Origin of the sequence: Luteolibacter ambystomatis (genome assembly GCF_018137965.1) — a bacterium.
GTDB classification, from domain to species: Bacteria; Verrucomicrobiota; Verrucomicrobiia; order Verrucomicrobiales; family Akkermansiaceae; genus Luteolibacter; species Luteolibacter ambystomatis.
The window spans coordinates 1,766,443-1,789,877 of the sequence record NZ_CP073100.1; the positions used below are offsets into that span (position 1 = coordinate 1,766,443).

Below are 23,435 nucleotides of genomic sequence, written 5' to 3' on the forward strand. Positions count from 1 at the left end.
GGATGTGGATGTCAAGGATGAACCAATCGTGACTGGGAAAGACGGTTCGGCAAATGCTTGCCGAGCGTATTCTCACTTGGGCGCAACCTCCTCGTAAGTGGCGGCACCGCTCGCCACGCGGTAGTCGGTACCGTAGATGGTCTTGGAGAGCGCGTCGGGTTTGTCAGCTTCGAAGGCCGCGCGCTTGCGATCCTTGTCGAGATGCCACTCCGGATGATAGATGCCGCTCTTGAGGTAGGGCGTGTATTCCACGCCGATGTCGCCATAGACATTCGGGCCGGTTTTTTCATAGACCACCTTGCCATCCTTCCAAATCCGGATGAGGCCGTCTTCCTTGGGCGACCATTTGGCATGGAGCACCCATGAAACCCACGTTCCGGGCTGGATCGGATCCGCCAGTTTGTCGTTGGAGCGGGTGGGGTTTTCCAAAGCCGTGCCGAAACTGCGACGGATATACCAAGAGTCCCCGCCCACGGAGATTTCGAGGTTGGGAAAGGTGGCCTTTCCTTTTCCCGGGATGGCATGCCACTGCATCACGATGTCATTGCCCTTCGAGTGTCGCTCGATCACCCAGTCCTTCGGAATGAGGATGCGTCCCGCATACCAGCGTTCCTGAAAGCCCTGTTCGTGAGGGAGGGAGATTTCCGCACGGAAGGAATCCGGCGCACGCGGGACGAAGAAGCGTACGGCTTTTTTCCCCGCCAAGCCGGGAGCATCCACCACATCGAGCCGGGCCGGGGTATTCGCGGCAAGATTGTAGCGATCATCCTCGGAAATGCCCCAGCGCGTGACGGAGCCGGATTGAAAGTCATCTTGAAACAGAATCTTCTGATCGAGCTTGAAAACATCCTTGGCCTTCGGCGCGGCGTAGAGCGGGAGGCAGATACAGGGCAGGGTCAGAACAAGCCGTTTGATCACAGATTTCACAGATTTACGGGATTAAATATGAGCAAGAATCGTCATCCACACTACGAAGCCAATTCCAGCTTTCGTTCATCGCGCGTACCCGGGAGTTAAATCTCAATCTGCGGCGAGACTTTCCTTCAACGACCTGTCAGCGCGATAAGTTGCTCCAGTTTCACGGAAGCCGCATCCAACTCCGCTGAAGCGAGATCGCCTTTCGGCGCCCATGGCAAACGAAGCCGCCAGTTGTCGCCACCCACCGTTCCAGGACGATTGAAGCGCTCGGTCATGGCGGTGAGATCCGTGATCATGATCGCGGCATAGCGGGAAGTGGAGGCAAAGAGGCTCTTGATGAGCCGCCACTGGATGGCATCCGAATACGGTGCCCACACCTCACCAATACGCGGGATGCCAGAGAATTCCGACATGCGGGTGAGATACCCCGTGGCCGCGGCGACGTCATCCGGGTCGCTGCCAGGCGCCATGACATCTCGGCGGAGCGACTCCCACATGCCTGCCAGCGTATCGTGATCGTGGGTGGCATAGGTGGCGAAACTGCACTCAGGCAGCTTTTCCTTCGGCACTACATGCCCGTCTTCATCGAAGTCCCAATGCGGGATCCGGAACCCAGCGATGCCGAGCGAGGCAAGATGCGGGCGCACGTATTCCGGCACACAGCCGAGGTCCTCTCCCACCACCTCCCCCGCCCCAGCGGCCTCAAGCACCATGCGCAAGCGCAGATCCCCATCCATTCGGTTGGCGGCCTGGTTCTCCGGGGTATCATCGGGACGCGGTGCCCAACCGGGCAACGGGCCGCCGGTTTTCAGTTCCGCCTCTTCTTCCGTGAGATCTAGGAACTCGGCATTCCGCTGCGGACGCCAGGGGAAGGAATAGATGCGATAGAAACCGAGGACGTGATCGATGCGGAAGATATGGAAGATGGAGGTGAGTTTCGCCACCCGCTGCCGCCACCACGGGAAACCCTCATCCGCCATCTTGTCCCAGTGATAGAGAGGGATGCCCCAGTTCTGGCCCCACTTGCGGATGAAACGATCGTGCTTGAACACCCTCTCCGGCGGAGCACCACCACACCAGCAGAGATCAAAGTCCTCCTGGCCGAAAAACACGTCCGCAGAATACCAGCTCACGCCGATGGGAATATCCCCCATCAGTTTCACCCCGCGGGCATCCGCATGAGCACGGACGGCCCGCCATTGGCGGAAACACAGCCACTGGACCCACTTGAAAAACGAGAGGCGCTCGACCACGGCGTCGTGATCCGCATCAAAAGCCCCAGCCAAGGTGGCAAGCGCCCGTTTTGGATCATTGCAGTCTTCCGGCCACAGGTCCCACGTCTCGGTGCCGTGGTTCCGTTCCATCAGCCAGCGGAAATTCGCGTATGGTAGCAGCCAGCCAGCCTCAACCGCGGAAAAGTCTCCGAATTCCTCCCAGTCGTCCTGTTCCTGGAAGCGGACCCATGCTTTTTCCAACAGCGCGCGTTTGGCCCTGCGGACGACACGATAGTCGACCAGCGGGGCCTCCGCAGCCTCTCCCATTTCCGCACGAACGGCGGCCACCTCCTGCGGGCTGATCCACGGACAATCCTCTGGCTCGAAACTGAGATAGGCGGGTTCCAAGGCCACGGAGGAGATGGCGTTGTAGGGACTGTCATCGGCCCCGGTTTCCTGGATCGGCAGGAGTTGGAGAAAGCCCACGCCGTGATCGGCGGCCCAGTCGATCCATTCCCGTAGGGCGCGGGTATCGCCGATGCCGAGATCACGCGGGCGACGGGGGGAAAACGCAGGCAGCAGGATGCCGGCCGAGCGCCGGAGAGCGGTGGTCATGGTCGTCGGGGAGTTTCGGGCAAGAGCGGAAACTGGCAAGTCGTTAGGAAGAGAGCACGCCCCGGGCCGGAAAGAGCAAGATGGCGCATACGGAGGCTTGGCGGGCGGCTTCGGGCGCTCCATGTTCCGCGGCGTGACCCTGTTCCGTCTCATCGGCCGCCTGATACTCGATCTGATCGAGTATCTCGGGGAGATTGCCATGCTCGTCGCCGAGACCTTTGTCTCGCTGACTCGCGGCAAAATCCGGCCGCGGCTGGTGCTGCATCAGATCGTGGAAACAGGCTACCGTTCGCAGCCGGTGGTGATCGTCACCGGAGCCTTCACCGGTGCGGTACTGGCGGCGCAAGCGATGTTCCAGTTCAAGCCCTTGGGCATGGAAACCGGTGGTGGCGCGCTGGTGAGCGTGGCCATGCTCCGCGAACTCGGGCCGTCCGTGACGGCGCTCATGCTGGCGGGCCGTGTCGGCGCGGCGATGGCCGCGGAAATCGGCACGATGAAGGTGACGGAACAGGTGGATGCCTTGCGCTCCATGGACGTGCATCCGATCGACTATCTGGTGACGCCGCGCCTGCTGGCGATGGTGATGGCCATGCCGCTGCTGATCGCAGAGTCGGCTGGCTTCGGCATCATCGCTTCGGTGATCGTGGGTGTGGGTCCGTTCGGCGTGAATCCCGCTTACTGGCTGCATCAGATGGGCCGCTACACGGACATCACGGACATCCTGATCGCCCTGACCAAGGGCTCGGTCTTCGGCCTGCTGATCGTCATCATCTCCTGCCATCAAGGCCTGAAGGCCAACCAAGGTGCCGTGGGTGTCGGCCGCGGCACCACACGGGCGATGGTGTATTCCGCGCTGGCGATCCTCATCGTGAACTTCTTCCTGACGCTGTTCCTGAACATCATCTTCCCGGCCGGTGCGGCGATGAAGTGAGAGCAGAAGAGCTCTCCAATCTTCAGGAGCAAAGGCCCGTCCCATACCAGCCCAGGCCGCAAGGCCTGGGTGGTAGTTTGACCTACGGTTGGAGGGCTGAAAGCCCGATCCATTCTTCGGACGCAGTTGAGAGCTTCGAAGTCCACCCACCATGGATCGGGCTTTCAGCCCTCGATTCACTTCATATGCATACCTAGGCCTTGCGGCCCAGGCTGGTATGGGACGGGCCGTTGGCCCTTAAAAGAGAGACACGGAACATGCAGGCTAAAGCCTACCTCCCCCGGATCTGCTGGCGGAACGCTCCCGGCGGCATGCCGGTGAAGCGGTGGAAATGCCGCGTGAAAGCGCTCTGGTCGCAAAAACCGGTCGCCAGAGCGATCTCGGAAAGCGGCTGATCCCCCGTGGCCAGCAAATGGAGCGCCTCATCGATGCGAGCCTTCATCACCAACTGCTTCGGCGTGAGGTGGAAAAGCCGCTCCGTCCACTGGGCGAACTGGCTCGGCGAAAGCCCGCTGGCATCCGCCAGTTCCGTCAGCGACGGCGGTTCCGCGATCCGCTGCTGGATGAGCTGGAGCGCCTTGGACAGCTCCGGGAAACCGCGGTTCTTGGCGCCACGCGACGAAGTCTCCACATCGCGGGAAATCCCCAGCAAACCGGTGGCCTGGGTGGAGCCGGGCGCGAAGACGGGATACTTGCTGGTCAGACACCAGCCACGGCGGCGGCCCGGATAGAAATGCAGCTCAAGCTGGTCGATCAGCGGCTTGCCGAGGCGGATGACGCGCTCGTCCTGGCGCTCATAGAACGGCGCCAGCGTCTCCGGGAAAAGATCCGACGGGCGCTTGCCAAGAAGCGGTCCTTTTTCAAACAGACCGCACCGATCCACCAGCGTCCGGTTTACCCAAAGGTAACGGCCCTCGCGGTCCTTGATGAAAAACACCAGTCCGGACAGGTCATCAAGGAGGCGCTCCAAGGGCAGCGGCACCACGCCGCCCGGACCGGAAAAGGTCGCGGACAGCATTCCGACCCATGGGGCATTTTCCACACCCTTGTTTGGAGCTGAACTCATTTTCTTCCGGTAAGTTGGGCCTATTTTACCTGAAACCTCGTAGTCAACCTTTCACCCCAGACGTAGTGCCTTGAGCGCGATGAACATCGGGAATTCCTTGGCCGCCCGGTGCTCACCCCGGCTGCGTGGTCCGGGCTGGGAGCGGCGATGGCTGTAAAGCTCTTCGCATGCCACCACACCCAGCCCACCCTGCCCCAGCGCGCTCAGGAGATCGGACAACGGACGGTGATGAAACATCGTCAGCTCCCCGGATTTCCGGCCCGGATGGGTGGTGATCGGGATATCGAGCTGGGAGCCGTAGCGGTCGAGACGGCGGTACTGGATCTTGTGCTCGGCGTCCCAGCCCCAGTGGGACTGGCGCGGGATGCGGAAACACGGGTGCATGAACACCATCACCGCCCGGCCGCCGGGTTTGAGGGACTGGGCGACATTCCGGAACATCGCCACCGGATCGGGCACGTCATGGACGGCCATCAGGCAGGTCGCGGCATCGTGCGAACCATCGGCCCAGGCTCCGGGCTTGCAGGCGTCCGCGGTGAGGAGTTTCACCCGAGGATTGTTGCCATGGCGGCTCTTGGCAGCCTCGATGAGCTTCGGGCTGGCATCGACTCCGGTGAAACGGGCGATGCCGGTTTCCAGCAAAGGCCGGACGAGGACACCCTGGCCGCAGCAGACGTCGATCACCGACTCGCCTTCCTTGGGATCGAGCAGCTTCAAGGTCGCGGGCAGGATGACGTGCTTGTGATAGTCCGAGCCATCCTCGCCGACGAGCTTGTCATACCACGCGGCCACAGGATCCCAGCCCTTGTCCTTTGGAGGTGGGGGCGGGCCTTGACGGCGAAAGGGGCGGCGGGGCGGTCCGGGCATGGGGAAAACGTAAGGAGTAGGTAGTGAATGGTAAATGGCGGAAGAGACTTTGTCTCTCCCTCCCAATCGCTTCAGAACGCGCGGCGGCCTTCCAAGGCGCGCATCAGGGTAAGCTCGTCGGCATGATCCAGACCGCCACCCGCAGGCAGGCCTTGGGCGATGCGGGTGATGCGGCAGTCTTTCCCGCGAAGCAAATCGGCGAGGTAGTTCGAAGTCGCCTCACCCTCGACATCCGCCCCGAGTGCGAGGATCACCTCAATGTCCCGCGCGGCATCAATGCGGCTGATGAGCGCGGGAATTCGCAAGTCCTCCGGAGAAACGCGGTCGAGCGGCGAAAGCTTCCCCCCGAGACAGTGGTAGCGGCCCTTGAAGGCCCCGGAACGCTCCAGCGGCAGCACATCGGTGGCCTGCTCGACCACACAGAGCACCGCAGCATCGCGTTTCGGATCATCGCAGATGCCGCAGGATTCACGGGTGGCGAAGAAGCCGCAGACCTCGCAGGAGATCACGGTTTCCTTGGCAGCGTGGAGGGCCTCCGCAAGGGCCAGCGGCTCGGCCCGGGGATGCTGAAGCAGCCAGATCGCGATGCGCTCGGCGCTACGCGGCCCCACACCCGGCAGGCGCTTCAGCTCGCCGACCAAGGCTCCCACCGCTTCTGGATATTCCGCGCGGGCCATGAGGATTATTTGGCGTGGCCGCGCTTCAGGCGACGGCCAGCATCGCCACCCTCGCACGGCATGTGGTGACGGGATGCGTAAATTTTCGCACACAGGCCGCTCCAGACCACCGCCACAAGGGACGGGGTGACCGGCCACCATTTCGCGGACACCGCCAGCACCGGCCAAACCGCCGCGACCACGGCGATGGCCGCGATCCAGACCACGGTGCGCCGCCAATGGGTGGGCGTTTCAAGAATTGCCATCGGCAGACCGAAAGCAACGACGAGGGCAACCAACCAGCCGAGCCACGCGGAGAGCATCACGGGAGCGCCTTCGATCCCGGCGGCCTTGATCCATCCCAGCATCGCTGTATCCGCGCGATCCAACAAACCAACGGACTGGAATCCCACGGCCAGCACCAGCGTCATCACGCCAATGGACGCCGCCGGAACGGCGACCGTGCCACGGGGAAGCTTTTCGACGGGATCGGAGTGGTGGGTCATGGGGTGCGTCGGGCCGCGAACCTAGGAGAGCGTCCGCGATTCCACAAGCGTTCAAGCGAGCACCGCGGAAAGCTTCGCCAGATGCTCCTTCGGAGAGACTTTTTCCAGCACCTGCTCGATCCGGCCATCCGTCCCGATCACGAACGTGGTCCGCTCCGTGCCCATGAAGGTCTTGCCATACATCGACTTCTCCACCCACACGCCGTAGGCCTCCACGATGGCCTTGTCCGGATCGGAGATCAGAGGATACGGCAGCGAGTGCTTGCGGATGAATTTGCCGTGGCTCTTCACGTCATCGATGCTGACGCCATAGATCCGGGCACGGTCCTTGAGGTCCGCCCAGCCATCGCGCAGTTCACAGGCCTGGGTCGTGCAGCCGGGAGTATCATCCTTCGGGTAAAACACCAGTACCACACTCCGGCCACGGAGTGCTGACAGCGTGATGGTTTCGCCTTCGCCAATCCCCTCTCCCACGACCGGAGCGGTGAAGTCCGGTGCTGTTTCTCCGACCTGCGGTTTCATGCGCTACGATCTCGGCGCGGAGACGGATCATGGCAATGAGTAAATCCGCAATGGTTAGATCCCTTTGTGAAGAAGCGAAGCAGCCACCAAGCTCCGCTTGGCAGGCTGTGGGCGGATGTTTTCTGTCAAAGCGATGTCCCAACAGGAGAAAGTCACTCCTCCCCGCACGCAAGGCAGGAGCCTCGCGCTACCATGATTCACTCTTTTCAATTTTCTTTCCGCCCGATCCGCGCTTCAATATCGGAGCATGACCCTCGCCAGCAAGATCACCCTCGGGAGGCTCTGCCTCGTCCCGGTGTTCGCGGTGCTGGCAGTGCGTTACGGCCACACGGTGGCCGCCGGGCAACCGGTCGAGTCACTGCGCTGGTGGGCGTTGGCCACCTTCATTATCGCCGCATCGAGCGATGGGATCGACGGCTGGATCGCGCGACGATTCAACCAGCGCTCGCGCTTCGGAGAGATCATCGACCCCATCGCGGACAAGTCGCTGCTGCTCACCGGCATCATCACCCTGAGCGTGGTGGACTGGGGACCGGATGGCTGGCGCATCCCGTGGTGGTTCTGCGCGCTGGCGATCCTGCGGGACCTCATCATCCTCGGCGGGATCACGATCCTGTTTTTTACAAGGAAGATGCGCCACATCGGCCCGCGCTGGATCGGAAAAGTGTGCACGGTGTCACAAATGTTCGTGCTCGGCTGGATCATGCTGAAATGGGTGCCCTTCAGCCCGCTCTATCCGTGCCTGGTGGCGGCGTTTTTCACCGCATGGTCGGGCTATGACTATCTGATGAAGGGTATTCGCCAATTACGGCAACCGGCCTTGGACAAGGAGGCATTCCGGGAACTGGCGGCGAAACCGACACACGTGAGGTGAGAGGCACGGGGTGTTCCCCCTCGACGGCGGCGAAATCGGCCAGCAAACTGCTGGCACCTCTCCCATGCCCCGCAAAACGAAGCTTATCTGCACCCTCGGCCCCGCCACGGAGGCGGAGGAAATCATCGGCCAGCTCATCGACCTCGGCACCAACGTCTTCCGGCTCAACATGAGCCACGCGAAACACGAGTGGGCCCGCGAGATGGCCGCCCGGGTCCGCCGCCAGTCCGACAAGCGGGGCATCCACGTGCCGGTCCTCTTCGACCTCACCGGCCCCTCGATCCGCACCGGCGATCTGCCGGAGCCACTTGAGCTCAAGGAGGGTGACCTGGTCGAATTCCGTGTCGAAGGCACCGAGCCGAGCATTCCCTACAGCACCACCGTCAACTACGGCGGCCTGATGGCCGATGTCAGCGAGGGCAAGACGCTGGTAGTGGACAATGGAACGATGCTAATGCTGATCCGCTCGAAGCAGGACGACCGCATCGTCTGCGAGGTGAAGACTCCCGGCAAACTCGGTTCCCGCCGCCACATCAATCTCCCCGGCACCCGCCTCAATCTCCCTGCCCTCACCGACAAGGACCGCGTCGATCTCGCGCTGGCTGTCGAGTGCGATGCCGACTACATCGCAGGCTCCTTCGTCCGCGATGCCGCGCACGTCCGCGAGCTTCGCGAAGCGATGGAGGCCCTGGAAGGCAACGCTCAGATCGTTGCCAAAGTCGAGGACCAGGAAGCCGTCCGCAACATCGATGCCATCATCCACGCCGCGGACGTCATCATGGTCGCGCGCGGCGACCTCGGCATCGAGGTCGAGTTTGAAGAACTGCCGATCCTCCAACGCCGCATCGTTCGCCGCTGCCACGAACTGGGCACCCGTGTAATCGTGGCCACCCAGTTGCTGGAGTCGATGATCGTCAATCCGACCCCGACCCGCGCGGAGGTGACGGATGTGATGAACGCTGCTTACGAAGAAGCGGACTCGCTGATGCTTTCCGGTGAAACCTCCGTGGGCCGTTACCCGGACCGCTGCGTGGAAGCCATCGTCCGCATCGCCAACCGCATCGAGCGCTCCGGCGGCCTGGGTTTCGGTGCCCAGGTGCTGCTGCGCGACGAGCGCCAGAAGAGCGCCCGCGCCGCGGTGACGCTGGCCGATTCGCTGCCGGATGCCCTGCTGGTGGTGCTCACCCGCCGCGGTGTGCTGGCGAACCAGACGGCGATGCTGCGTCCGCGCACCTCCGGTTTCTTCGCCTTCACGCCGAAGGAGAAAGTCTGCCGCCAGCTCGGCCTCACCCGTGGTGTGCAGGCCTTCAAGCTGGCCTTCGCCGCCACCATCGAGGAAACCATCCAGCGGGCCACGGAGCATCTCCGCTCACTGGATCTCGTCCGTCCCGGCACTCCCTTGGTGATTGTGTCGGACATTCTTTCCGATCATTTTGCGGCGAACTCCATTCTGCTGCACCACGCTTGATCGAACTGCTCCACGGCGACTGCCTCGATGTCCTGCCCACCCTTCCGGATGGCGGCTTCGATGCAGTCGTCACCTCGCCGCCCTACAATCTGGGCATCGGCTACCGCACCTTCGAGGACACCGCCCCGCGCGCGGAGTTCCTCGGCTGGTGCGTGCGGTGGGCCTTGGAGTTGAAGCGCGTGCTCGCGGATGATGGATCGTTTTTCCTGAATGTGGGGGCCGCACCGAAAAATCCGCTGATGCCGCACCAGCTCCTGCTGGCTCTGACGGATGGCCCAGAGCCGCTGTTCACGCTCCAGAACACCTTCCACTGGGTGAAGTCGATCACGGTGGAAACCCGCAAGGGCGAGCAGATCAGCGCGGGCCATTTCAAGCCCATCAACTCGAAGCGGTTCGTGAACGACTGCCATGAGTATGTCTTCCATCTCACCAAGCGCGGTGACATTCCGGTGGACCGCCGCGCCGCGGGCGTGCCCTATCAGGACAAGTCGAACATCGCGCGCTGGGGGCATACCGGCGGGCAGGACCTGCGCTGCCGGGGGAACACCTGGTTCATTCCCTACGACACGATCCAGTCACGCGACAGCGATCGGCCCCATCCAGCGACCTTTCCGGTGGCGTTAGTGGAGCAATGCGTGAGGCTCCATGGCAAAGGCGGTGAAACGCGGTTGATCGATCCATTTCTCGGCATCGGCAGCTCGGCGGTGGCCTCCATACGCATGAAGCTGGAGCGGTTCACCGGCATCGAGTTGGATGATGAGTATCTGGCGTTCGCGAGAGAGCGATGCGCGGAAGAAGAAGTTCCCTCTGCGTAGCCGATGTCGTGAGACTTCGGACTGGGAGGATTCCCGCCTTCGCCAAGACGAACTTCTCCCACCAGCATCCATCCGGAGCGCCGCAGGCGTAGTAGCGCGAAGCTACGCTTCGCGTTTGTGATGGGCGCTTGTTTCTTTTGCCATCTCTATTCCCAAAACATTTGTTAGAAACACGCGAAGCGGAGCTTCGCGCTACTACGGCTTCGCCGCGAGCAACCGAAGGCCTCACTTCCCCAGCACCACGTACGGCTTCACCGGTTGTGAAACGCCTTTCACATGCACTTCCGGACGCGGCTCCATCTGGAACTCTCCATCGACCGCATCGTGCACTTCCTTGCTGACGATTACCTCGCCACCGCCGGTCAACGTTTGCAAACGCGCAGCCACCACGACCACATGTCCCAGCGCCGTGAAATTGATCTGTCGCTCGGCATTGCCCACCAATCCGACAACAGCCTCCCCGGCGTGAACCGAGATCCCCACACGCAGGGACTTCTCCCCTTCCGCCTTCAGCTCACGTGAGAGTTCCAGCGCGGCATCGCGCATGGCGAGTGCCGCGTCCACCGCTCCGGCCACCGAGCCCTGGCGTTCGAGGCGGAACATCGCCATCAATCCATCACCGGTGTACTTGTCGAGCAGGCCACCGCGGGCATGCAGCGCGTCCGTCATGACGCCGAGATAGGCATTCACCACCCGCATCACCTCCTCCGGCGGATGATTCTCGGCGAAGCGTGAGAAACCACGAACATCGGCGAAGAGGATGACCACGTTCTCGCGGTCACCGCCGAGGCCAAGGCGCGACTGCTGCGAATCGAGAAGCTCGCGGGCGATCGAGGGATCGACAAAGCGGTGCAACAGCATGCGGTTCCGCTCCTTCGCGGCCCGCTCCAAACTGAAACTGAGCTGCGTCACCAACAAGAACGATGCCAGCGCGGAGATCGCGGGAAACACCGGGTCCAACCACACATCCGCCACCGCGAACATCACCAGTCCCAATCCCAGGATCAACCCGATCACCACCAGCAGACGCCAGCCCGCCTTGAGCGGTTCGCGCCGCATCGCCAGACGACCGATCGCCAATGCACACGCAAACGCGAAGAAATCCTCCGCATGCCCCGCAGGCGGGTGGAGGAAATGGCTGCCAGACAAGGTCCGGGTGGCCTGGGCGAGAAGCTCGGTGGATTCCAAGGAACCCAATGGCCCCGGCACCACGCTGCTCCGCAAGGGAGGCAGGAAGACGATCTTGTCCTTGAAGTACTCCTCCGGCGGCACCCATTTGCCACTGGTCATGGCATTGCCTGGGGAAAACTGCCATTCGCCCCGCAGCACTTCACTGTAGCTCACGTGGGCGAAATCCCGTCCCTCATGACTGCCTGTGAGATCAACCAACAAATCACCCTCACGGTTCATCAATGGGAAAACCTTCCCGTCAAACTCGGCATGCCCATCCGGTCTTACCACCGGGGGCATGGGCCGGTCATGTCCCGCTTGCGCCGCGTGAAGCAGCAGAGGAGCGGGCGGCAGTTCATCCTGCGGCCATCGGAACTGGATGGCGGGCAGCGCGACGGTCTTGAACGGCTTGAGTCGCGAACTCGCGACATCGCGGGCCGCACCCGCCAGCCGCCTGAATGCGGGTTGGCGTCCGGCGGAAGGAGGTGGCTCCAGCAGCACTACGTTGCCTGCCGCACGCATGGCGGTTTCCAACGTGGTCAGATCGCGTTCGGAGCGGCTCAATTCCGATTCCTGCGGGCCGGGGAGAAAGAGTTCGTTCTCCTGATTGATCTCCTGCGATACCCGCTCAGCGGGAACCGGAAGCACCACACGACGAGCCCGCAGCTCGGCGAGGCGCAGGATCATCGCCGCTTGGATCGATGACTCCGATTCCCGCGTGGTCGCCGCCCGGAGCTGGGAGGAATCCCATTCCAACAAGACAATCTGGCCGGGTTTCGGCATCTCGCGCAGGCCCGTGGCATTGACCACCTGGATGCCGGAAAGCAGCGCGGAACCTTGGAGCGGTTGGAATACCTTCAATGACACCAAGGCCCACGCCAGCAGGAATCCGGCGGTAGCGAACACTTCCGCCCGGAGGTCCAGCGTCCGCCCCGCGATCTGCCAGCGCAGTCGTTTCGCCAGCCAGAGATCGAAGCGTCCGATCAAAGCCACCCGGGTTCCCCGTCCGATCAGGGGCCGCAGGCACAGGAGCCACCACGGAATCCCACCATAGATCAGGCGCCGGCCTTCCATCCCGGGAATCAAATCGATGAGATACACGCCGATGAGCAGGAGCCAGATCCAGCGTACACCGGAGCGGACCGCGCCCACACGGTCCATCTCCACCCCCGTGCTCATCACCCCTCCTCCGGCCCCGATCACTCCCAACAGGATGCCGGCACTCAACAGGATCGGGAAAATTCCCAGCAGGGTGATCAAATACGACGGGCCGGCTGGCAGCCAGTTGGCATTGTTCCCACCGAACAATTCCGCACCCGGGATGGCTTCGGAAAACGCCATCAGCAAGGTGGGCCAGAACGCCCATCGCACGATGGTGCCACGTGCGGTGAAGACCGTCCGCAGGAAGCCCACGGCCCACACCAGCATGGTCGCCGCGAGCACGGCATTCGCGAGCAGCCAGCCATTGACCACCATGGGATTTCCCCTGCTGTTCCAGAGGAAAAGGATCAGCAGCACCGTCGCCCCCCACAACCAGCAGGCCCCTTTCCAATCGATCGCGGAAAAGGGCTTGGGAGCGGGTGATTTGCGATCGGACATGCTGTTGGAACCACGATGATCAAGCCCCGGCTGGCAGCCATCGGCAAGCTTTCAGCGACACCCGGCAGGTATTTCGTCCCTTCAAGCGTCCAGTTTCGTCACCTCGACCGTCACCTCCATGTGGCAGTGCCCGTGGCCGTGATAGGTGCCCTTGACCGGAGCCACGTCATCGTAGTCCCGGCCGACGGCGATCTTCACATAACGCGCGTCCGCGAGCGTGCCATTGGTGGGATCGAATCCGATCCAACCCGCTCCCGGCAGATACACCTCGCACCAGGCATGGGATGCCTGGGCTCCCACCAACCGATCGCGTGGACCGTTGTAGAGATAGCCCGAGGCATAACGCGCGCCGATGCCAACCGAGCGGCACAAGCCGATCATCACATGCGCGTAGTCCTGGCAAACCCCGCGGCGCAATTCAAAGGCCTCCGCCATGTGGGTATGCACGTGGGTACTACCCGCATCGTACACAAAGGCCTCATGGATCCAATGCAGGATGGCCAGGGCCTGCGCGAAAATGGATGGGTGGCCGCGGGTGAGGTCCACCGCCTGGCGCCAGACCTCCGGAGTCTTCGAGATCAGGTGGCTCTCCTGGAGAAACGGCCAGATGCGCTCGCGGATCGAACTGTCCTTGCAGTCCTCCAGCGTCGCTTCCCGGGCTTCCGTGGTGATATCCAGCGGAAGGTTCCGCACCTTGATGCGGCTCTCGATCTCCAGCTTCGCATGCGGCTGCGGTAGTTCGAAATGATGGGTGATGTTCTGGAACAAGTCGGTGAACCGCCGCACCCGCGTGGCGGGCAGCACCTTCACCAGACCGCCGAGCGTCTGTTGGAATGGAAACGTGCGCGGTTCCAAATGCAGCGTGTTGACACTGTCCGTCACCGGACCGCCGTAGTAGAAGACCGTGCGGTGGGTGACGGCCAGTTTCATGCCGCAGGCCAGGGTCTCCGGCGTGGGAGCCTGGGCCGGATCGTCCACGCTCACTGCTGCTGTTGCTGTTGTTGTTCCAACTGCCATGCCAGCACCGTGGACGTCGGAGTGAACGACTCGACGGGCCGCGATTGCACGCGTTCCGGCATCAGCACATAGGTTTCGAAAATTTCGGCACCGATGGTATTGAAACGCTCCTGGAGGTGATCGAGATATTCATGGAGGCCCATGTCGAAGACCTCTCCGGCGGAGGCGAAGCTGAGATCGGAAAACAGCTTCCCGGCCTCCCGCTCCGCTTCGCACGAATAGGTGCCACGAGGCGTGTTGGAAATGCGGTGCAGGCTCTGGTCGATGCGGTTCAGGCAGAAACGCACGGAACGCGGGAAATCGTGGGAGAAAATCAGGAACTTCACCACGTTCTCCGGGGTGATCTCGCCTTGGTATTCCTCGCGGAAGGCGCCCATCGCTCCGCAGGAGCGGAGAATGGCGCTCCAATGGAGTACTCCCGGCGAACCGGTTTCGGTGGCGTCCACTCCGGATGGCAGATAGTTCGCAATGTCCAGGAAGCGGGTCGTCTTGTCCGCGCGCTCCAGATAACGTCCCAGATCCATGAACTCCCATGCTTCGGTGCGGGCGGTGGTCGATGCGGCGATGCCGTGGAAAGCCAGCGCCGCGCGACGGATCTGCGAATAGAACTTGGTGGGGTCGTGCTGCGCGACGAACGCGGCCTCGTCGGACTGGAGGTAGAGGTGGACGGAATTCAACTCCTCCCACAGTTCGTCCGAGAGCTGGTCGCGCACGGTGCGGGCGTTTTCGCGGGCCAGCGCGATGCACGAAACGATGCTGTTGGGATTGCGGCGGTCATCTGTTAGAAAGCGGACCACCTCGGCGCTGCCGGCTTTTTCGTAGAGCTTGTCGAAAGTCTCCTCGTCCCCGGTGCTGAGGATGATCGGCCGCCAGAAGGCGCGCAGGCGTTCGCTGTCGAGGCTTTCGAAATCGAGAAGGAGCTGCTGGTTGACGTCGATGAGGCGCGCGAGGTTGTCGGCGCGTTCGACGTTGCGAACCATCCAGTAGAGCGTGTTTGCGACTCGGGAGAGCATGGGAAAATCAGTGGCGGAGGACCCAGGTGTCTTTGCTGCCTCCACCTTGCGAGGAGTTGACCACCAGCGAGCCTTTGGTCAAGGCCACACGGGTCAGTCCGCCGGGGACGATCTTGATGTCACGTCCGTAGATGATGTACGGCCGCAGGTCGAGGTGGCGCCCTTCCATCGCGCCCTCGCACCACGTGGGGCTGCGGGAAAGCGAAACCACCGGCTGGGCGATGTAGTTCCGCGGATCGGCGATGATGCGTTCGCGGAAAGCCGCGATCTCCTCCTTGGTCGCCTGTGGTCCCATCAGCATGCCGTAGCCGCCGGACTCGTTCGCCGCCTTCACCACCAGCTCCGGGAGGTGGTCGAGGATGTATTTCAGATCCTCCTCCTCGGACGCGAGGTAGGTCGGGACATTCGGAAGGATCGGTTCCTGGCCGAGGTAGTACTCGATGATCTTCGGGACGAAGTAGTAGATCACCTTGTCATCCGCCACGCCCGTGCCGACCGCATTGGCGAGCGAGACGTTGCCGGCCCGGTAGGCCGCCATCAGGCCCGGCACGCCGAGCACCGAGTCCTTCCGGAAAACCGTGGGATCGAGGAAATCGTCATCAATGCGGCGGTAGATCGTATCCACCCGGACGAGGCCGCGGGTGGTGCGCATGTAGACGATGTTGTCGATCACAACAAGGTCGCGGCCCTCGACGATCTCAATGCCCATCTCGCGGGCGAGATAGCAGTGCTCGAAGTAGGCGCTGTTGTAGCAGCCGGGGGTGAGCAACACGCACACCGGATCATCGGTCCGGCGCGGCGCGATGTGGTGGAGCATGTCCAGCAGGTCGCGAGGATAGGAACTCACCGAGCGCACGCCGAGGCTGTCGAAAAGCCCCGGGAAGGCGCGCTTCAAGGCATTCCGGTTTTCCAGGAGGTAGGAAGCCCCGGAAGGGCAGCGGCCATTGTCCTCGAGCACGTAGTAGACTCCATCGTGGCCGCGGATCAGGTCGCTGCCGCAAATGTGGATGTAAATGTCTCCAGGGACGTTCACTCCGCGGAATTCCGGGCGGTAGTGCTTCGCGTTCTCGATGTAGTGGCGCGGGATCACCCCATCCCGGAGGATGTTCTGTTCGTGATAGATGTCGTGGAGGAACAGGTTCAGCGCCAGCAGCCGCTGCGTCAGTCCGGACTCCAGATGCTCCCACTCGTCCGCAGGGATCACCCGCGGCACGGGATCGAACGGAAAGATCCGCTCGGTGCCACGGTTGTCATGATAGACGTTGAAGGTGATGCCCTGGCGCAGGAAATAGAGCTCGCAGGTCGCCTTGCGGGACAGGAAATCGCGTTCGGAAAGGCCGTTGAACCGCTCGTAAAGGGGGGCGCAATGATCCCGGACGGATCCGGGGGCGGAGAACATTTCGTCGTAGAATTTTTCGGGTTCGTAGCCCTCGAACATAAGAAAAGGGGTTTCATCCGCCCAAATAGCAGCCCGTGGGCCAAGTTTCAACATCCGTCGATCAACACCCCGAATGCGGATACCCCAAACGCATTCGGCGGGGTCATGAAGCAGGCAATTTCAGCGAATTATTGCGACTCATTCGCAATACCTATTTTGTGTTTTTTGGGCTTCATGGAAAGCCTCCGGCAATGCCATGGATGCCCGGTCCGCGCGCGCATACGTTCGGTCGCCATTACAATTTTCAAAGCACCGAGTCTCCCCTTGTCACGGAGGAGGCAGCTACCTATCAAACCCGTCGTCCGCTTACTTCGTCTTCCCGCCACCCATGAACGTCCTCTCCCGCAGCTTGTGTTCATTCTGGAGCTCTTCGATCGGCAAGAAGCTCATCGTCGCCATCACCGGCCTGGTTCTGGTCCTTTTCCTCGCGGGGCACCTGGCGGGCAACCTGGTGGTCTTTCTGGGACGCGGGCCGTTCAATGATTACGCGCAATTCCTGCACCATTTCCTCCACGGTGCGGGCGTGTGGATCGCCCGCATCGGGTTGCTGGTCTGCCTGGTGCTGCACGTCTGGGCCACGATCCTGCTGACGAAGGAAAACAAGGCCGCCCGTGAACCCTATGCCTATGAGGCGACCGTGCAGGCCTCGAAGTCCTCGCGGATCATGATCTGGAGCGGTCTCACGATCCTCGCCTTCGTGGTCTATCACCTGATGCATTTCACCGCCCACATCGGCAACAGCTACGGTACCTATGTCGATGCCGACTACCTCGCCAAGCACGGCGAGGTCCGCATGGATGCCTGGAAAATGGTGATCGACGGCTTCTCGGTCTGGTATGTCGTCCTCTTCTACCTCATCGCGATGACGATGCTGTGCTCGCACCTTTCCCACGGTGTGGCCTCCATCTTCCAGACGCTGGGCCTGCGCTCGCGCAAGTCGAAGGGCCTCATCTGCGCGATCAGCAAGGGCTACGCCGCGCTGATCTGGTTCGGCTTCATCTCCATCCCGCTCGCGATCCTCATCTTCCGCTTCGGTCGCTGAATCATCCCCGCAACCCATACTTTCCACCGACATGATTCTCGACGCCAAGATCCCGTCCGGCCCGCTCGACCAGAAGTGGTCCAAGCACAAGATCGACTCGAAGCTGATCAATCCGGCCAACAAGCGGAAATACACCATCCTCGTCGTCGGCTCCGGTCTCGCCGGTGGTGCCGCCGCCGCCACGCTCGCCGAGCTGGGCTATCAGGTGAAGTGCTTCTGCTACCAGGACAGCCCGCGCCGCGCCCACTCGATCGCCGCGCAGGGTGGCATCAATGCCGCGAAGAACTATCGCAACGACGGCGACTCCACCTTCCGCCTGTTCTACGATACGCTGAAGGGCGGCGACTTCCGCTCCCGTGAAGCGAACGTCTATCGCCTCGCCGAAGTTTCCTCGAACATCATCGACCAGTGCGTCGCGCAGGGCGTTCCCTTCGCCCGCGAATACGGCGGCCTGCTCGACAACCGCTCCTTCGGTGGCGCACAGGTGTCCCGCACCTTCTACGCCCGCGGCCAGACCGGACAGCAGCTCCTCATCGGCTGCTATCAGGCGCTCGAGAAAGAGATCCACAAGGGCGGCATCAAGATGTTCCCGCGCACCGAGATGCTGGATCTCGTGCTCGTCGATGGACAGGCCAAGGGCATCGTCGTCCGCGACCTGAAGACCGGCAAGATTTCCTCCCACGCGGGCGATGCCGTGCTGATGGCCACCGGCGGCTACGGCAACGTGTTCTTCCTCTCGACCAACGCGATGGGTTGCAACGTGACCGCAGCCTGGCGCGCGGCCAAGAAGGGCGCTCTCTTCGCGAACCCCTGCTACACCCAGATCCACCCCACCTGCATCCCGGTCAGCGGCGACTACCAGTCGAAGCTCACGCTGATGTCCGAGTCGCTCCGCAACGACGGCCGCATCTGGGTGCCGAAGTCGCAGGACGTGGCCGAGAAGATCCGCCGCAAGCAGCTCAACCCCGCCGAGGTGCCGGACGACCAGCGCGACTACTACCTCGAGCGCAAGTATCCCTCCTTCGGCAACCTTTCGCCGCGCGACATTTCCTCGCGTGCCGCCAAGGAAGCCTGCGATGACGGCCGCGGCGTGGCCTCCACCGGCCTCGGTGTGTATCTCGATTTCCGCGATGCCATCCAGCGTCTCGGCGAGGACACCATCCGCTCGCGCTACGGCAATCTCTTCCAGATGTATGAGAAGATCGCCGGCGAGGATCCCTACAAGCGCCCGATGATGATCTATCCTGCGGTGCACTACACCATGGGCGGCCTGTGGGTGGACTACAACCTGATGTCGAACATCCCCGGCCTGCACGTGCTGGGTGAGGCGAACTTCTCCGACCACGGCGCGAACCGCCTCGGTGCCTCCGCACTCATGCAAGGACTGGCCGACGGTTACTTCGTGGCCCCGACCACCGTGGCGAACTACCTCGCCACGCAGAAGCCCGGCTCGGTCACCACCGACCATCCGGAGTTCAAGAAGGCCGAGGCCGAAATTGTCGAAAAGACCAACCGCCTGGTGAACATCAACGGCAAGCGCACGGTGGATTCCTTCCACCGCGACCTTGGCAAGGTGATGTGGGACAAGTGCGGCATGGAACGCAGCGCCGAAGGCCTGCAGGAAGCGCTCAAGGAAATCCCGGCCATCCGCGAGGAGTTCTGGAACAATGTCCGCATCCCCGGCTCCGGCGAGGGTGCCAACATGGAACTGGAGAAGGCAGGCCGCGTGGCCGACTTCCTCGAGTTCGGCGAGCTGATGTGTTACGATGCACTGAACCGCGAGGAGTCCTGCGGCGGCCACTTCCGCGCCGAGCACCAGTACACCAATGCCGACCCTGAAGTGCAGTCCGGCAAGACCCAGGCCGGTGAGGCGAAGCGTGATGACGAGAACTTCGCCTACGTCGCCGCCTGGGAATTCACCGGTGCGGGCAACCGCCCGTCGCTCCACAAGGAGCCGCTCGTGTTCGAGACCCTCAAGCCTTCCGTCCGCAGCTATCAATAAACCTTCCGCCGACCATACCATGTCCAAGAAGCTCAATCTCACTCTCAAGGTCTGGCGTCAGAAGAACGCCGACGCCACCGGCAAGATCGAAACCTACGCGGCGAAGGATATCCCCGAGGAAGCTTCCTTCCTCGAGATGCTCGACATCGTCAACGAGGAGCTCGTGAACTCCGGTGACGAGCCGATCCACTTCGACCACGACTGCCGCGAAGGCATCTGCGGCATGTGCTCGCTGACCATCAACGGCATCCCGCACGGCAAGGACCGCGGCGTGACCACCTGCCAGCTCCACATGCGCAAGTTCTCGGATGGCGACACCATCTGGATCGAACCGTTCCGCGCCAAGGCCTTCCCGGTCATCCGCGACCTGATCACGGACCGCTCGGCCTTCGACCGCATCATTGCCTCCGGTGGTTACATCGACGTCCGCACCGGCTCCGCCGTGGATGCGAACGCCCTGCCGATCCCGAAGGCGGATGCCGACTCGGCTTTCGACGCCGCCGCCTGCATCGGCTGCGGTGCCTGCGTGGCCGCGTGCAAGAACGCCTCCGCGATGCTCTTCGTCTCCGCGAAGGTGAGCCACCTCGGCCACCTGCCGCAGGGCCAGCCGGAGCGCGACAAGCGCGTGCTTGCGATGGTCCGCCAGATGGATTCCGAAGGCTTCGGCAACTGCACCAACCAGTACGAGTGCGAGGCCGTCTGCCCGAAGGAAATCAGCGCCGACCACATCGCCCGCATGAACCGCGACTACGCCAAGGCCGCTGCCAGCGAGGCACTGGTCTGATCGTTGCCCTCGTTTTCAAAAGCTAGGATCGGTTCTCCGATCCTGGCTTTTTGTTCGTGGCGGCGGTTTCCAACCGCCACCATCACACCAGCGGCCTGAACCGTCCCACCGTCTCCTGCAAGGCCTTCGTAATCTGCCCCAGCGAACAATACTCCACCGTCTCAATCAATTCGCTGAACACATTCCCACCGTCCCTCACCACGCGGGTCAATCGCGCCAGCGCAACCAGCGCACGCTCCGCATTCCTCAGTTTGAAATCTTGGAGCCGATCGATCTGAAACTGCTTCCGTTCATCGGGAATCCTCACCAGCACCGGAACCGGCCGCGGCTCGTCACTCCAATACCGGTTCACCCCGATCACCGGTCGCGTGCCATCGGCAATCTGCCGTTCATACCGATACCCCGCCGCTTGGATCGCGGACCGTTGGTAACGCTGTTCCATCGCCTCCAATACGCCACCCAGACGGTCCAACGTCTCGAATTCTGTTAGAATCGCCGCTTCCACCGCGCGTTCCACCTGCGTCATCCCCGATGAACCGGCGAGCAGGTTCATCGTGTGGCGGAACAAACCGCTTTCCTCCAGCAGGATCGACTGCGCATGCGATGCCAGCCGCGCGTATTCCTCCGTGGGCGTGGTGAAGGGTTCATCCGCGCTGTTGCTGTGGCACGAATTCGTTCCATTGAGGCAGGCCAGCAACAACTCCAGAGCCGTGCGGGTAAGGTTATTCTTGAACTCCGCCGATACCAGCGAGCGCCCGCTGGTCTGGGTGTGCAGCTTGAACGACTGCCCGCGCTCCGTCGCACCGAACACATCGCGCATCCCGATCGCCCACAGCTTCCGGCAGACACGCGCCAACGCCACGAATTCCACATCCAGCGAGCAATCGAGGAAGAACGAAAGCCGCGGCGCAAACTCATCCACCGGCAATCCGCGCTGCCGCAGCATCTCCACATACGCGAATCCGTTCGATAGCGTGAACGCCGCCTGTTGCACCGGCGTCGCTCCGGCCTGCGAGATGTGATAGCCGCTGATCGATACCGGATACCACCGTGGCATCTTCCGCACGCAGTGCTCGCACATGTCCAACAGGAACCGCAGCGAATCCTCCACCGGGAACAGCACCTCGTTCTGCGCCTGCACTTCCTTGAGAATATCCGCCTGCACCGTGCCGCGCAGCTTCTCCGCGGCATCCTTACCAAACCGCCGTTTCGCCGCCGCCACGAACATCGCGAGGATCGTCGGAGCCGGTCCATTGATCGTCATCGAGACGGACGTGGAAGCCGCCGTGAGATCAAAGCCCGCATAAAGCTTCTCCATGTCCTCCACCGTATCGATGGCCACCCCGCCCTCTCCGATCTTGCCGAAGACTCCGGGCTCATCGCTGTCCATGCCATAGAGCGTCGGTCCATCGAAGGCCGTGCTCATGCGGTGCGAGCGCTGGTTCTTCGTCAGCAGATGGAAGCGCTCGTTGGTATCTTCCGCCAGGCCGAGTCCCGCGAACAATCGCGTCGGCTCCTCCGTGCGCGGGCCTTCAATGGGATCGAGATACAGCTCCGGGTACGCCGATGAAATGTATGGAAATTTCCCCGGCAATCCCTCGCCCTGGAGAAACTTCACCACCGCCCCCGGCTCATCGAGCTCCGGCAGCGCCAGCCTTGGAAGGCGCAGGCCGGTCGGTGTCTCCACCTCGGGAACCTTGGCTCGAAGCACACGCCACTCTTCCATCACGGCCTGTCCTTTCGCCGGGTCGGATCGGACCTCCGCCACGCGCTCTTCCACCGCCGCATTGAAACGGCGTATGGCCTCCACGATGTCCCCCAGTGTTTTCATAGCAGCTTCAAGAGTTCGGCAACTCCCGCGTCCCCATGCCGGCTGGCCACGCTCCGCACCAGCGGCTTGCCCGGGGCGATGGCGTCGAGATGGCGGCGAATCTCCAGTGCCGCTGCATCGCTGCCCGGCCGATCCTGCTTGTTCGCCACCACGATGTCCGCCACTTCCAGCATCAGGATCTTCTGAAGCTGCAGGCGCGCGCCGTAGTCGGTGTTCATCACCAGAATCCGGCGATCCACCATCCGATCCGGAAACGGCAGCGCTTCCTGGCCGATGCCGACCGTCTCCACCATCACCAGGTCGAATCCGGCCTCGGCCGAGGACAGCCATGCCAAGGCGGGCCCCGTCGCGGGTGACAATCCACCCTGCCGCCCCCGCGTCGCCATGCTGCGCAGGAACACACGGTCATCCTGTGCATACACCATCGTCGCCCGGTCTCCCAGCAACGCTCCCTGATGCAGCGTGCTGGGATCGTGGGACAAGATCGCCACCCGATGGGCCGGATGCTCCACCAGATACTGGCGCGTGAGTTCATCGATGAGGGTCGTCTTCCCAGCTCCTCCTGGCCCCGTGATGCCCACTACCTTCGCAGATCCGCGGGATGGAGCATCCAGAATCATCCCCTCCTCCAGACACGTGATCATCCTCGCGAGGCAAAGGGGGGCGCCTGCCTCAAGGTGCTCCGGCTTCTCCACTGTGCGCTCATAACGCTCCCGGACATAGCCCACCATGTCATCGAACGATGCACCGGCCAAAAAGATCCGGTCCGTCCCCTCCACATGCATCCGCTCCGCGTCCGCCGGAGTGATGGTTCCCCCGCCCCCGCCGAACAATCCGATCTCCCGACGCCCGGCTTTCCCCAATCCGTCCGCAACCTCGCGGAAAAACTCAATGTGGCCGCCATTGTAGCTGGAGATACCCACCGCCGCCACATCCTCCTGCACCGCCGCCCGGACAATATCCGCCACCGACCGGTGGAAACCCAGATAGACCACCTCGATCCCGTGGCGGATCAACTCCAGATTGACCGCCGTGATCGCGCTGTCGTGACCGTCGCACAGCGGGACGGCGGTGAGCACGCGAACGG

Annotated in this window: 20 protein-coding genes; 7 read left to right on the top strand and 13 right to left on the bottom strand. The window is 62.5% G+C overall.

From position 1 onward, the window contains the following. Positions 1 to 72: 72 nt before the first annotated feature. Positions 73 to 927 carry a polysaccharide lyase family 20 protein gene (locus KBB96_RS06830; protein ID WP_211633840.1) on the bottom strand — a complete coding sequence of 285 codons (855 nt, stop codon included), beginning with the start codon at positions 925 to 927 and terminating at the stop codon, positions 73 to 75. Between the two features lie 116 nt (positions 928 to 1,043). Further along, positions 1,044 to 2,747, bottom strand: coding sequence for a 4-alpha-glucanotransferase (locus KBB96_RS06835; protein ID WP_211633841.1), 1,704 nt, complete (start codon positions 2,745 to 2,747; stop codon positions 1,044 to 1,046). Positions 2,748 to 2,868: 121 nt separating this feature from the next. Here KBB96_RS06835 and KBB96_RS06840 point away from each other — a divergent pair, with 121 nt between their 5' ends. Continuing rightward, positions 2,869 to 3,678, top strand: coding sequence for an MlaE family ABC transporter permease (locus KBB96_RS06840; protein ID WP_211633842.1), 810 nt, complete (start codon positions 2,869 to 2,871; stop codon positions 3,676 to 3,678). Positions 3,679 to 3,949: 271 nt separating this feature from the next. On the opposite strand, the gene KBB96_RS06845 is transcribed toward KBB96_RS06840, so the two are convergent. The 5 genes from KBB96_RS06845 to KBB96_RS06865 all read right to left on the bottom strand — a co-directional run bounded on the left by KBB96_RS06845 (position 3,950) and on the right by KBB96_RS06865 (position 7,295). Beyond that, a complete protein-coding gene (locus KBB96_RS06845; protein WP_211633843.1) occupies positions 3,950 to 4,696 on the bottom strand; it encodes an AraC family transcriptional regulator in 747 nt (248 codons plus the stop codon). 99 nt (positions 4,697 to 4,795) lie between these two features. Continuing rightward, on the bottom strand, positions 4,796 to 5,611 hold the full coding sequence (locus KBB96_RS06850; protein ID WP_211633844.1) for a class I SAM-dependent methyltransferase: 816 nt from the start codon (positions 5,609 to 5,611) through the stop codon (positions 4,796 to 4,798). 71 nt (positions 5,612 to 5,682) lie between these two features. Then, on the bottom strand, positions 5,683 to 6,288 hold the full coding sequence (gene recR, locus KBB96_RS06855; RefSeq protein ID WP_211633845.1) for a recombination mediator RecR: 606 nt from the start codon (positions 6,286 to 6,288) through the stop codon (positions 5,683 to 5,685). Between the two features lie 5 nt (positions 6,289 to 6,293). Next, positions 6,294 to 6,773, bottom strand: a complete 480-nt coding sequence (locus KBB96_RS06860; RefSeq protein ID WP_211633846.1) for a hypothetical protein — start codon at positions 6,771 to 6,773, stop codon at positions 6,294 to 6,296. A 51-nt stretch (positions 6,774 to 6,824) separates the two neighbouring features. Further along, positions 6,825 to 7,295 (bottom strand): peroxiredoxin, encoded by a 471-nt coding sequence (locus KBB96_RS06865; RefSeq protein ID WP_211633848.1) that lies wholly within the window; start codon positions 7,293 to 7,295, stop codon positions 6,825 to 6,827. A 247-nt stretch (positions 7,296 to 7,542) separates the two neighbouring features. Between KBB96_RS06865 and KBB96_RS06870 the strand changes: the two genes are divergently transcribed. The 3 genes from KBB96_RS06870 (at position 7,543) to KBB96_RS06880 (ending at position 10,452) form a co-directional block, all read left to right on the top strand. Beyond that, positions 7,543 to 8,169 (top strand): CDP-alcohol phosphatidyltransferase family protein, encoded by a 627-nt coding sequence (locus tag KBB96_RS06870; protein ID WP_211633850.1) that lies wholly within the window; start codon positions 7,543 to 7,545, stop codon positions 8,167 to 8,169. A 64-nt stretch (positions 8,170 to 8,233) separates the two neighbouring features. Next, a complete protein-coding gene (gene pyk, locus KBB96_RS06875) occupies positions 8,234 to 9,637 on the top strand; it encodes a pyruvate kinase (protein ID WP_211633851.1) in 1,404 nt (467 codons plus the stop codon). Continuing rightward, complete coding sequence (locus tag KBB96_RS06880) at positions 9,634 to 10,452, top strand: DNA-methyltransferase (RefSeq protein WP_211633852.1); 819 nt, start codon at positions 9,634 to 9,636, stop codon at positions 10,450 to 10,452. The genes pyk and KBB96_RS06880 overlap by 4 nt, the downstream gene beginning before the upstream one ends. Positions 10,453 to 10,677: 225 nt before the next feature. Here the strand turns inward: KBB96_RS06880 and KBB96_RS06885 are convergent, their stop codons facing one another. The 4 genes from KBB96_RS06885 to KBB96_RS06900 all read right to left on the bottom strand — a co-directional run bounded on the left by KBB96_RS06885 (position 10,678) and on the right by KBB96_RS06900 (position 16,689). After that, the gene (locus tag KBB96_RS06885) at positions 10,678 to 13,221 is read right to left on the bottom strand and encodes an adenylate/guanylate cyclase domain-containing protein (RefSeq protein ID WP_211633853.1); all 2,544 of its coding nucleotides are present in this window, start codon (positions 13,219 to 13,221) and stop codon (positions 10,678 to 10,680) included. An 81-nt stretch (positions 13,222 to 13,302) separates the two neighbouring features. Next, a complete protein-coding gene (locus tag KBB96_RS06890) occupies positions 13,303 to 14,199 on the bottom strand; it encodes a transglutaminase family protein (RefSeq protein WP_211633854.1) in 897 nt (298 codons plus the stop codon). A 2-nt stretch (positions 14,200 to 14,201) separates the two neighbouring features. Beyond that, positions 14,202 to 15,251, bottom strand: a complete 1,050-nt coding sequence (locus tag KBB96_RS06895; protein ID WP_211633855.1) for an alpha-E domain-containing protein — start codon at positions 15,249 to 15,251, stop codon at positions 14,202 to 14,204. Between the two features lie 7 nt (positions 15,252 to 15,258). Beyond that, on the bottom strand, positions 15,259 to 16,689 hold the full coding sequence (locus KBB96_RS06900; RefSeq protein WP_226373663.1) for a circularly permuted type 2 ATP-grasp protein: 1,431 nt from the start codon (positions 16,687 to 16,689) through the stop codon (positions 15,259 to 15,261). 328 nt (positions 16,690 to 17,017) lie between these two features. On the opposite strand from KBB96_RS06900, the gene KBB96_RS06905 reads away from it, so the two are divergent. Genes KBB96_RS06905 through KBB96_RS06915 form a run of 3 tightly spaced genes read left to right on the top strand, consistent with a single transcriptional unit; the run spans position 17,018 to position 20,517 of the window. After that, positions 17,018 to 17,731: a succinate dehydrogenase cytochrome b subunit gene (locus KBB96_RS06905; RefSeq protein ID WP_211633859.1), complete on the top strand. Its 714-nt coding sequence runs from the start codon at positions 17,018 to 17,020 to the stop codon at positions 17,729 to 17,731. Positions 17,732 to 17,762: 31 nt separating this feature from the next. Then, positions 17,763 to 19,733, top strand: coding sequence for a fumarate reductase/succinate dehydrogenase flavoprotein subunit (locus KBB96_RS06910; protein WP_211633860.1), 1,971 nt, complete (start codon positions 17,763 to 17,765; stop codon positions 19,731 to 19,733). Between the two features lie 19 nt (positions 19,734 to 19,752). Then, the gene (locus KBB96_RS06915) at positions 19,753 to 20,517 is read left to right on the top strand and encodes a succinate dehydrogenase/fumarate reductase iron-sulfur subunit (protein ID WP_211633862.1); all 765 of its coding nucleotides are present in this window, start codon (positions 19,753 to 19,755) and stop codon (positions 20,515 to 20,517) included. A gap of 82 nt (positions 20,518 to 20,599) precedes the next feature. Here KBB96_RS06915 and KBB96_RS06920 read toward each other — a convergent pair whose 3' ends face one another. Together KBB96_RS06920 and KBB96_RS06925 are read right to left on the bottom strand one after the other, a co-directional pair. Next, positions 20,600 to 22,348, bottom strand: a complete 1,749-nt coding sequence (locus KBB96_RS06920; RefSeq protein ID WP_211633863.1) for a methylmalonyl-CoA mutase family protein — start codon at positions 22,346 to 22,348, stop codon at positions 20,600 to 20,602. Further along, positions 22,345 to 23,427, bottom strand: a complete 1,083-nt coding sequence (locus KBB96_RS06925; RefSeq protein ID WP_211633864.1) for a cobalamin-dependent protein — start codon at positions 23,425 to 23,427, stop codon at positions 22,345 to 22,347. Before KBB96_RS06925 ends, KBB96_RS06920 begins: the two co-directional genes overlap by 4 nt. Positions 23,428 to 23,435: the final 8 nt, after the last annotated feature.

Coding starts and splice junctions, on each gene's coding strand:
- KBB96_RS06910 (WP_211633860.1), top strand. CDS start 17,763: ATGATTCTCGACGCCAAGATCCCGTCCGGCCCGCTCGACCAGAAGTGG.
- KBB96_RS06885 (WP_211633853.1), bottom strand. CDS start 13,221: ATGTCCGATCGCAAATCACCCGCTCCCAAGCCCTTTTCCGCGATCGAT.
- KBB96_RS06870 (WP_211633850.1), top strand. CDS start 7,543: ATGACCCTCGCCAGCAAGATCACCCTCGGGAGGCTCTGCCTCGTCCCG.
- KBB96_RS06840 (WP_211633842.1), top strand. CDS start 2,869: ATGTTCCGCGGCGTGACCCTGTTCCGTCTCATCGGCCGCCTGATACTC.
- KBB96_RS06905 (WP_211633859.1), top strand. CDS start 17,018: ATGAACGTCCTCTCCCGCAGCTTGTGTTCATTCTGGAGCTCTTCGATC.
- KBB96_RS06860 (WP_211633846.1), bottom strand. CDS start 6,773: ATGACCCACCACTCCGATCCCGTCGAAAAGCTTCCCCGTGGCACGGTC.
- KBB96_RS06865 (WP_211633848.1), bottom strand. CDS start 7,295: ATGAAACCGCAGGTCGGAGAAACAGCACCGGACTTCACCGCTCCGGTC.
- pyk (WP_211633851.1), top strand. CDS start 8,234: ATGCCCCGCAAAACGAAGCTTATCTGCACCCTCGGCCCCGCCACGGAG.
- KBB96_RS06900 (WP_226373663.1), bottom strand. CDS start 16,689: ATGTTCGAGGGCTACGAACCCGAAAAATTCTACGACGAAATGTTCTCC.
- KBB96_RS06895 (WP_211633855.1), bottom strand. CDS start 15,251: ATGCTCTCCCGAGTCGCAAACACGCTCTACTGGATGGTTCGCAACGTC.
- KBB96_RS06920 (WP_211633863.1), bottom strand. CDS start 22,348: ATGAAAACACTGGGGGACATCGTGGAGGCCATACGCCGTTTCAATGCG.
- KBB96_RS06915 (WP_211633862.1), top strand. CDS start 19,753: ATGTCCAAGAAGCTCAATCTCACTCTCAAGGTCTGGCGTCAGAAGAAC.
- KBB96_RS06845 (WP_211633843.1), bottom strand. CDS start 4,696: ATGCTGTCCGCGACCTTTTCCGGTCCGGGCGGCGTGGTGCCGCTGCCC.
- KBB96_RS06835 (WP_211633841.1), bottom strand. CDS start 2,747: ATGACCACCGCTCTCCGGCGCTCGGCCGGCATCCTGCTGCCTGCGTTT.
- KBB96_RS06850 (WP_211633844.1), bottom strand. CDS start 5,611: ATGCCCGGACCGCCCCGCCGCCCCTTTCGCCGTCAAGGCCCGCCCCCA.
- recR (WP_211633845.1), bottom strand. CDS start 6,288: ATGGCCCGCGCGGAATATCCAGAAGCGGTGGGAGCCTTGGTCGGCGAG.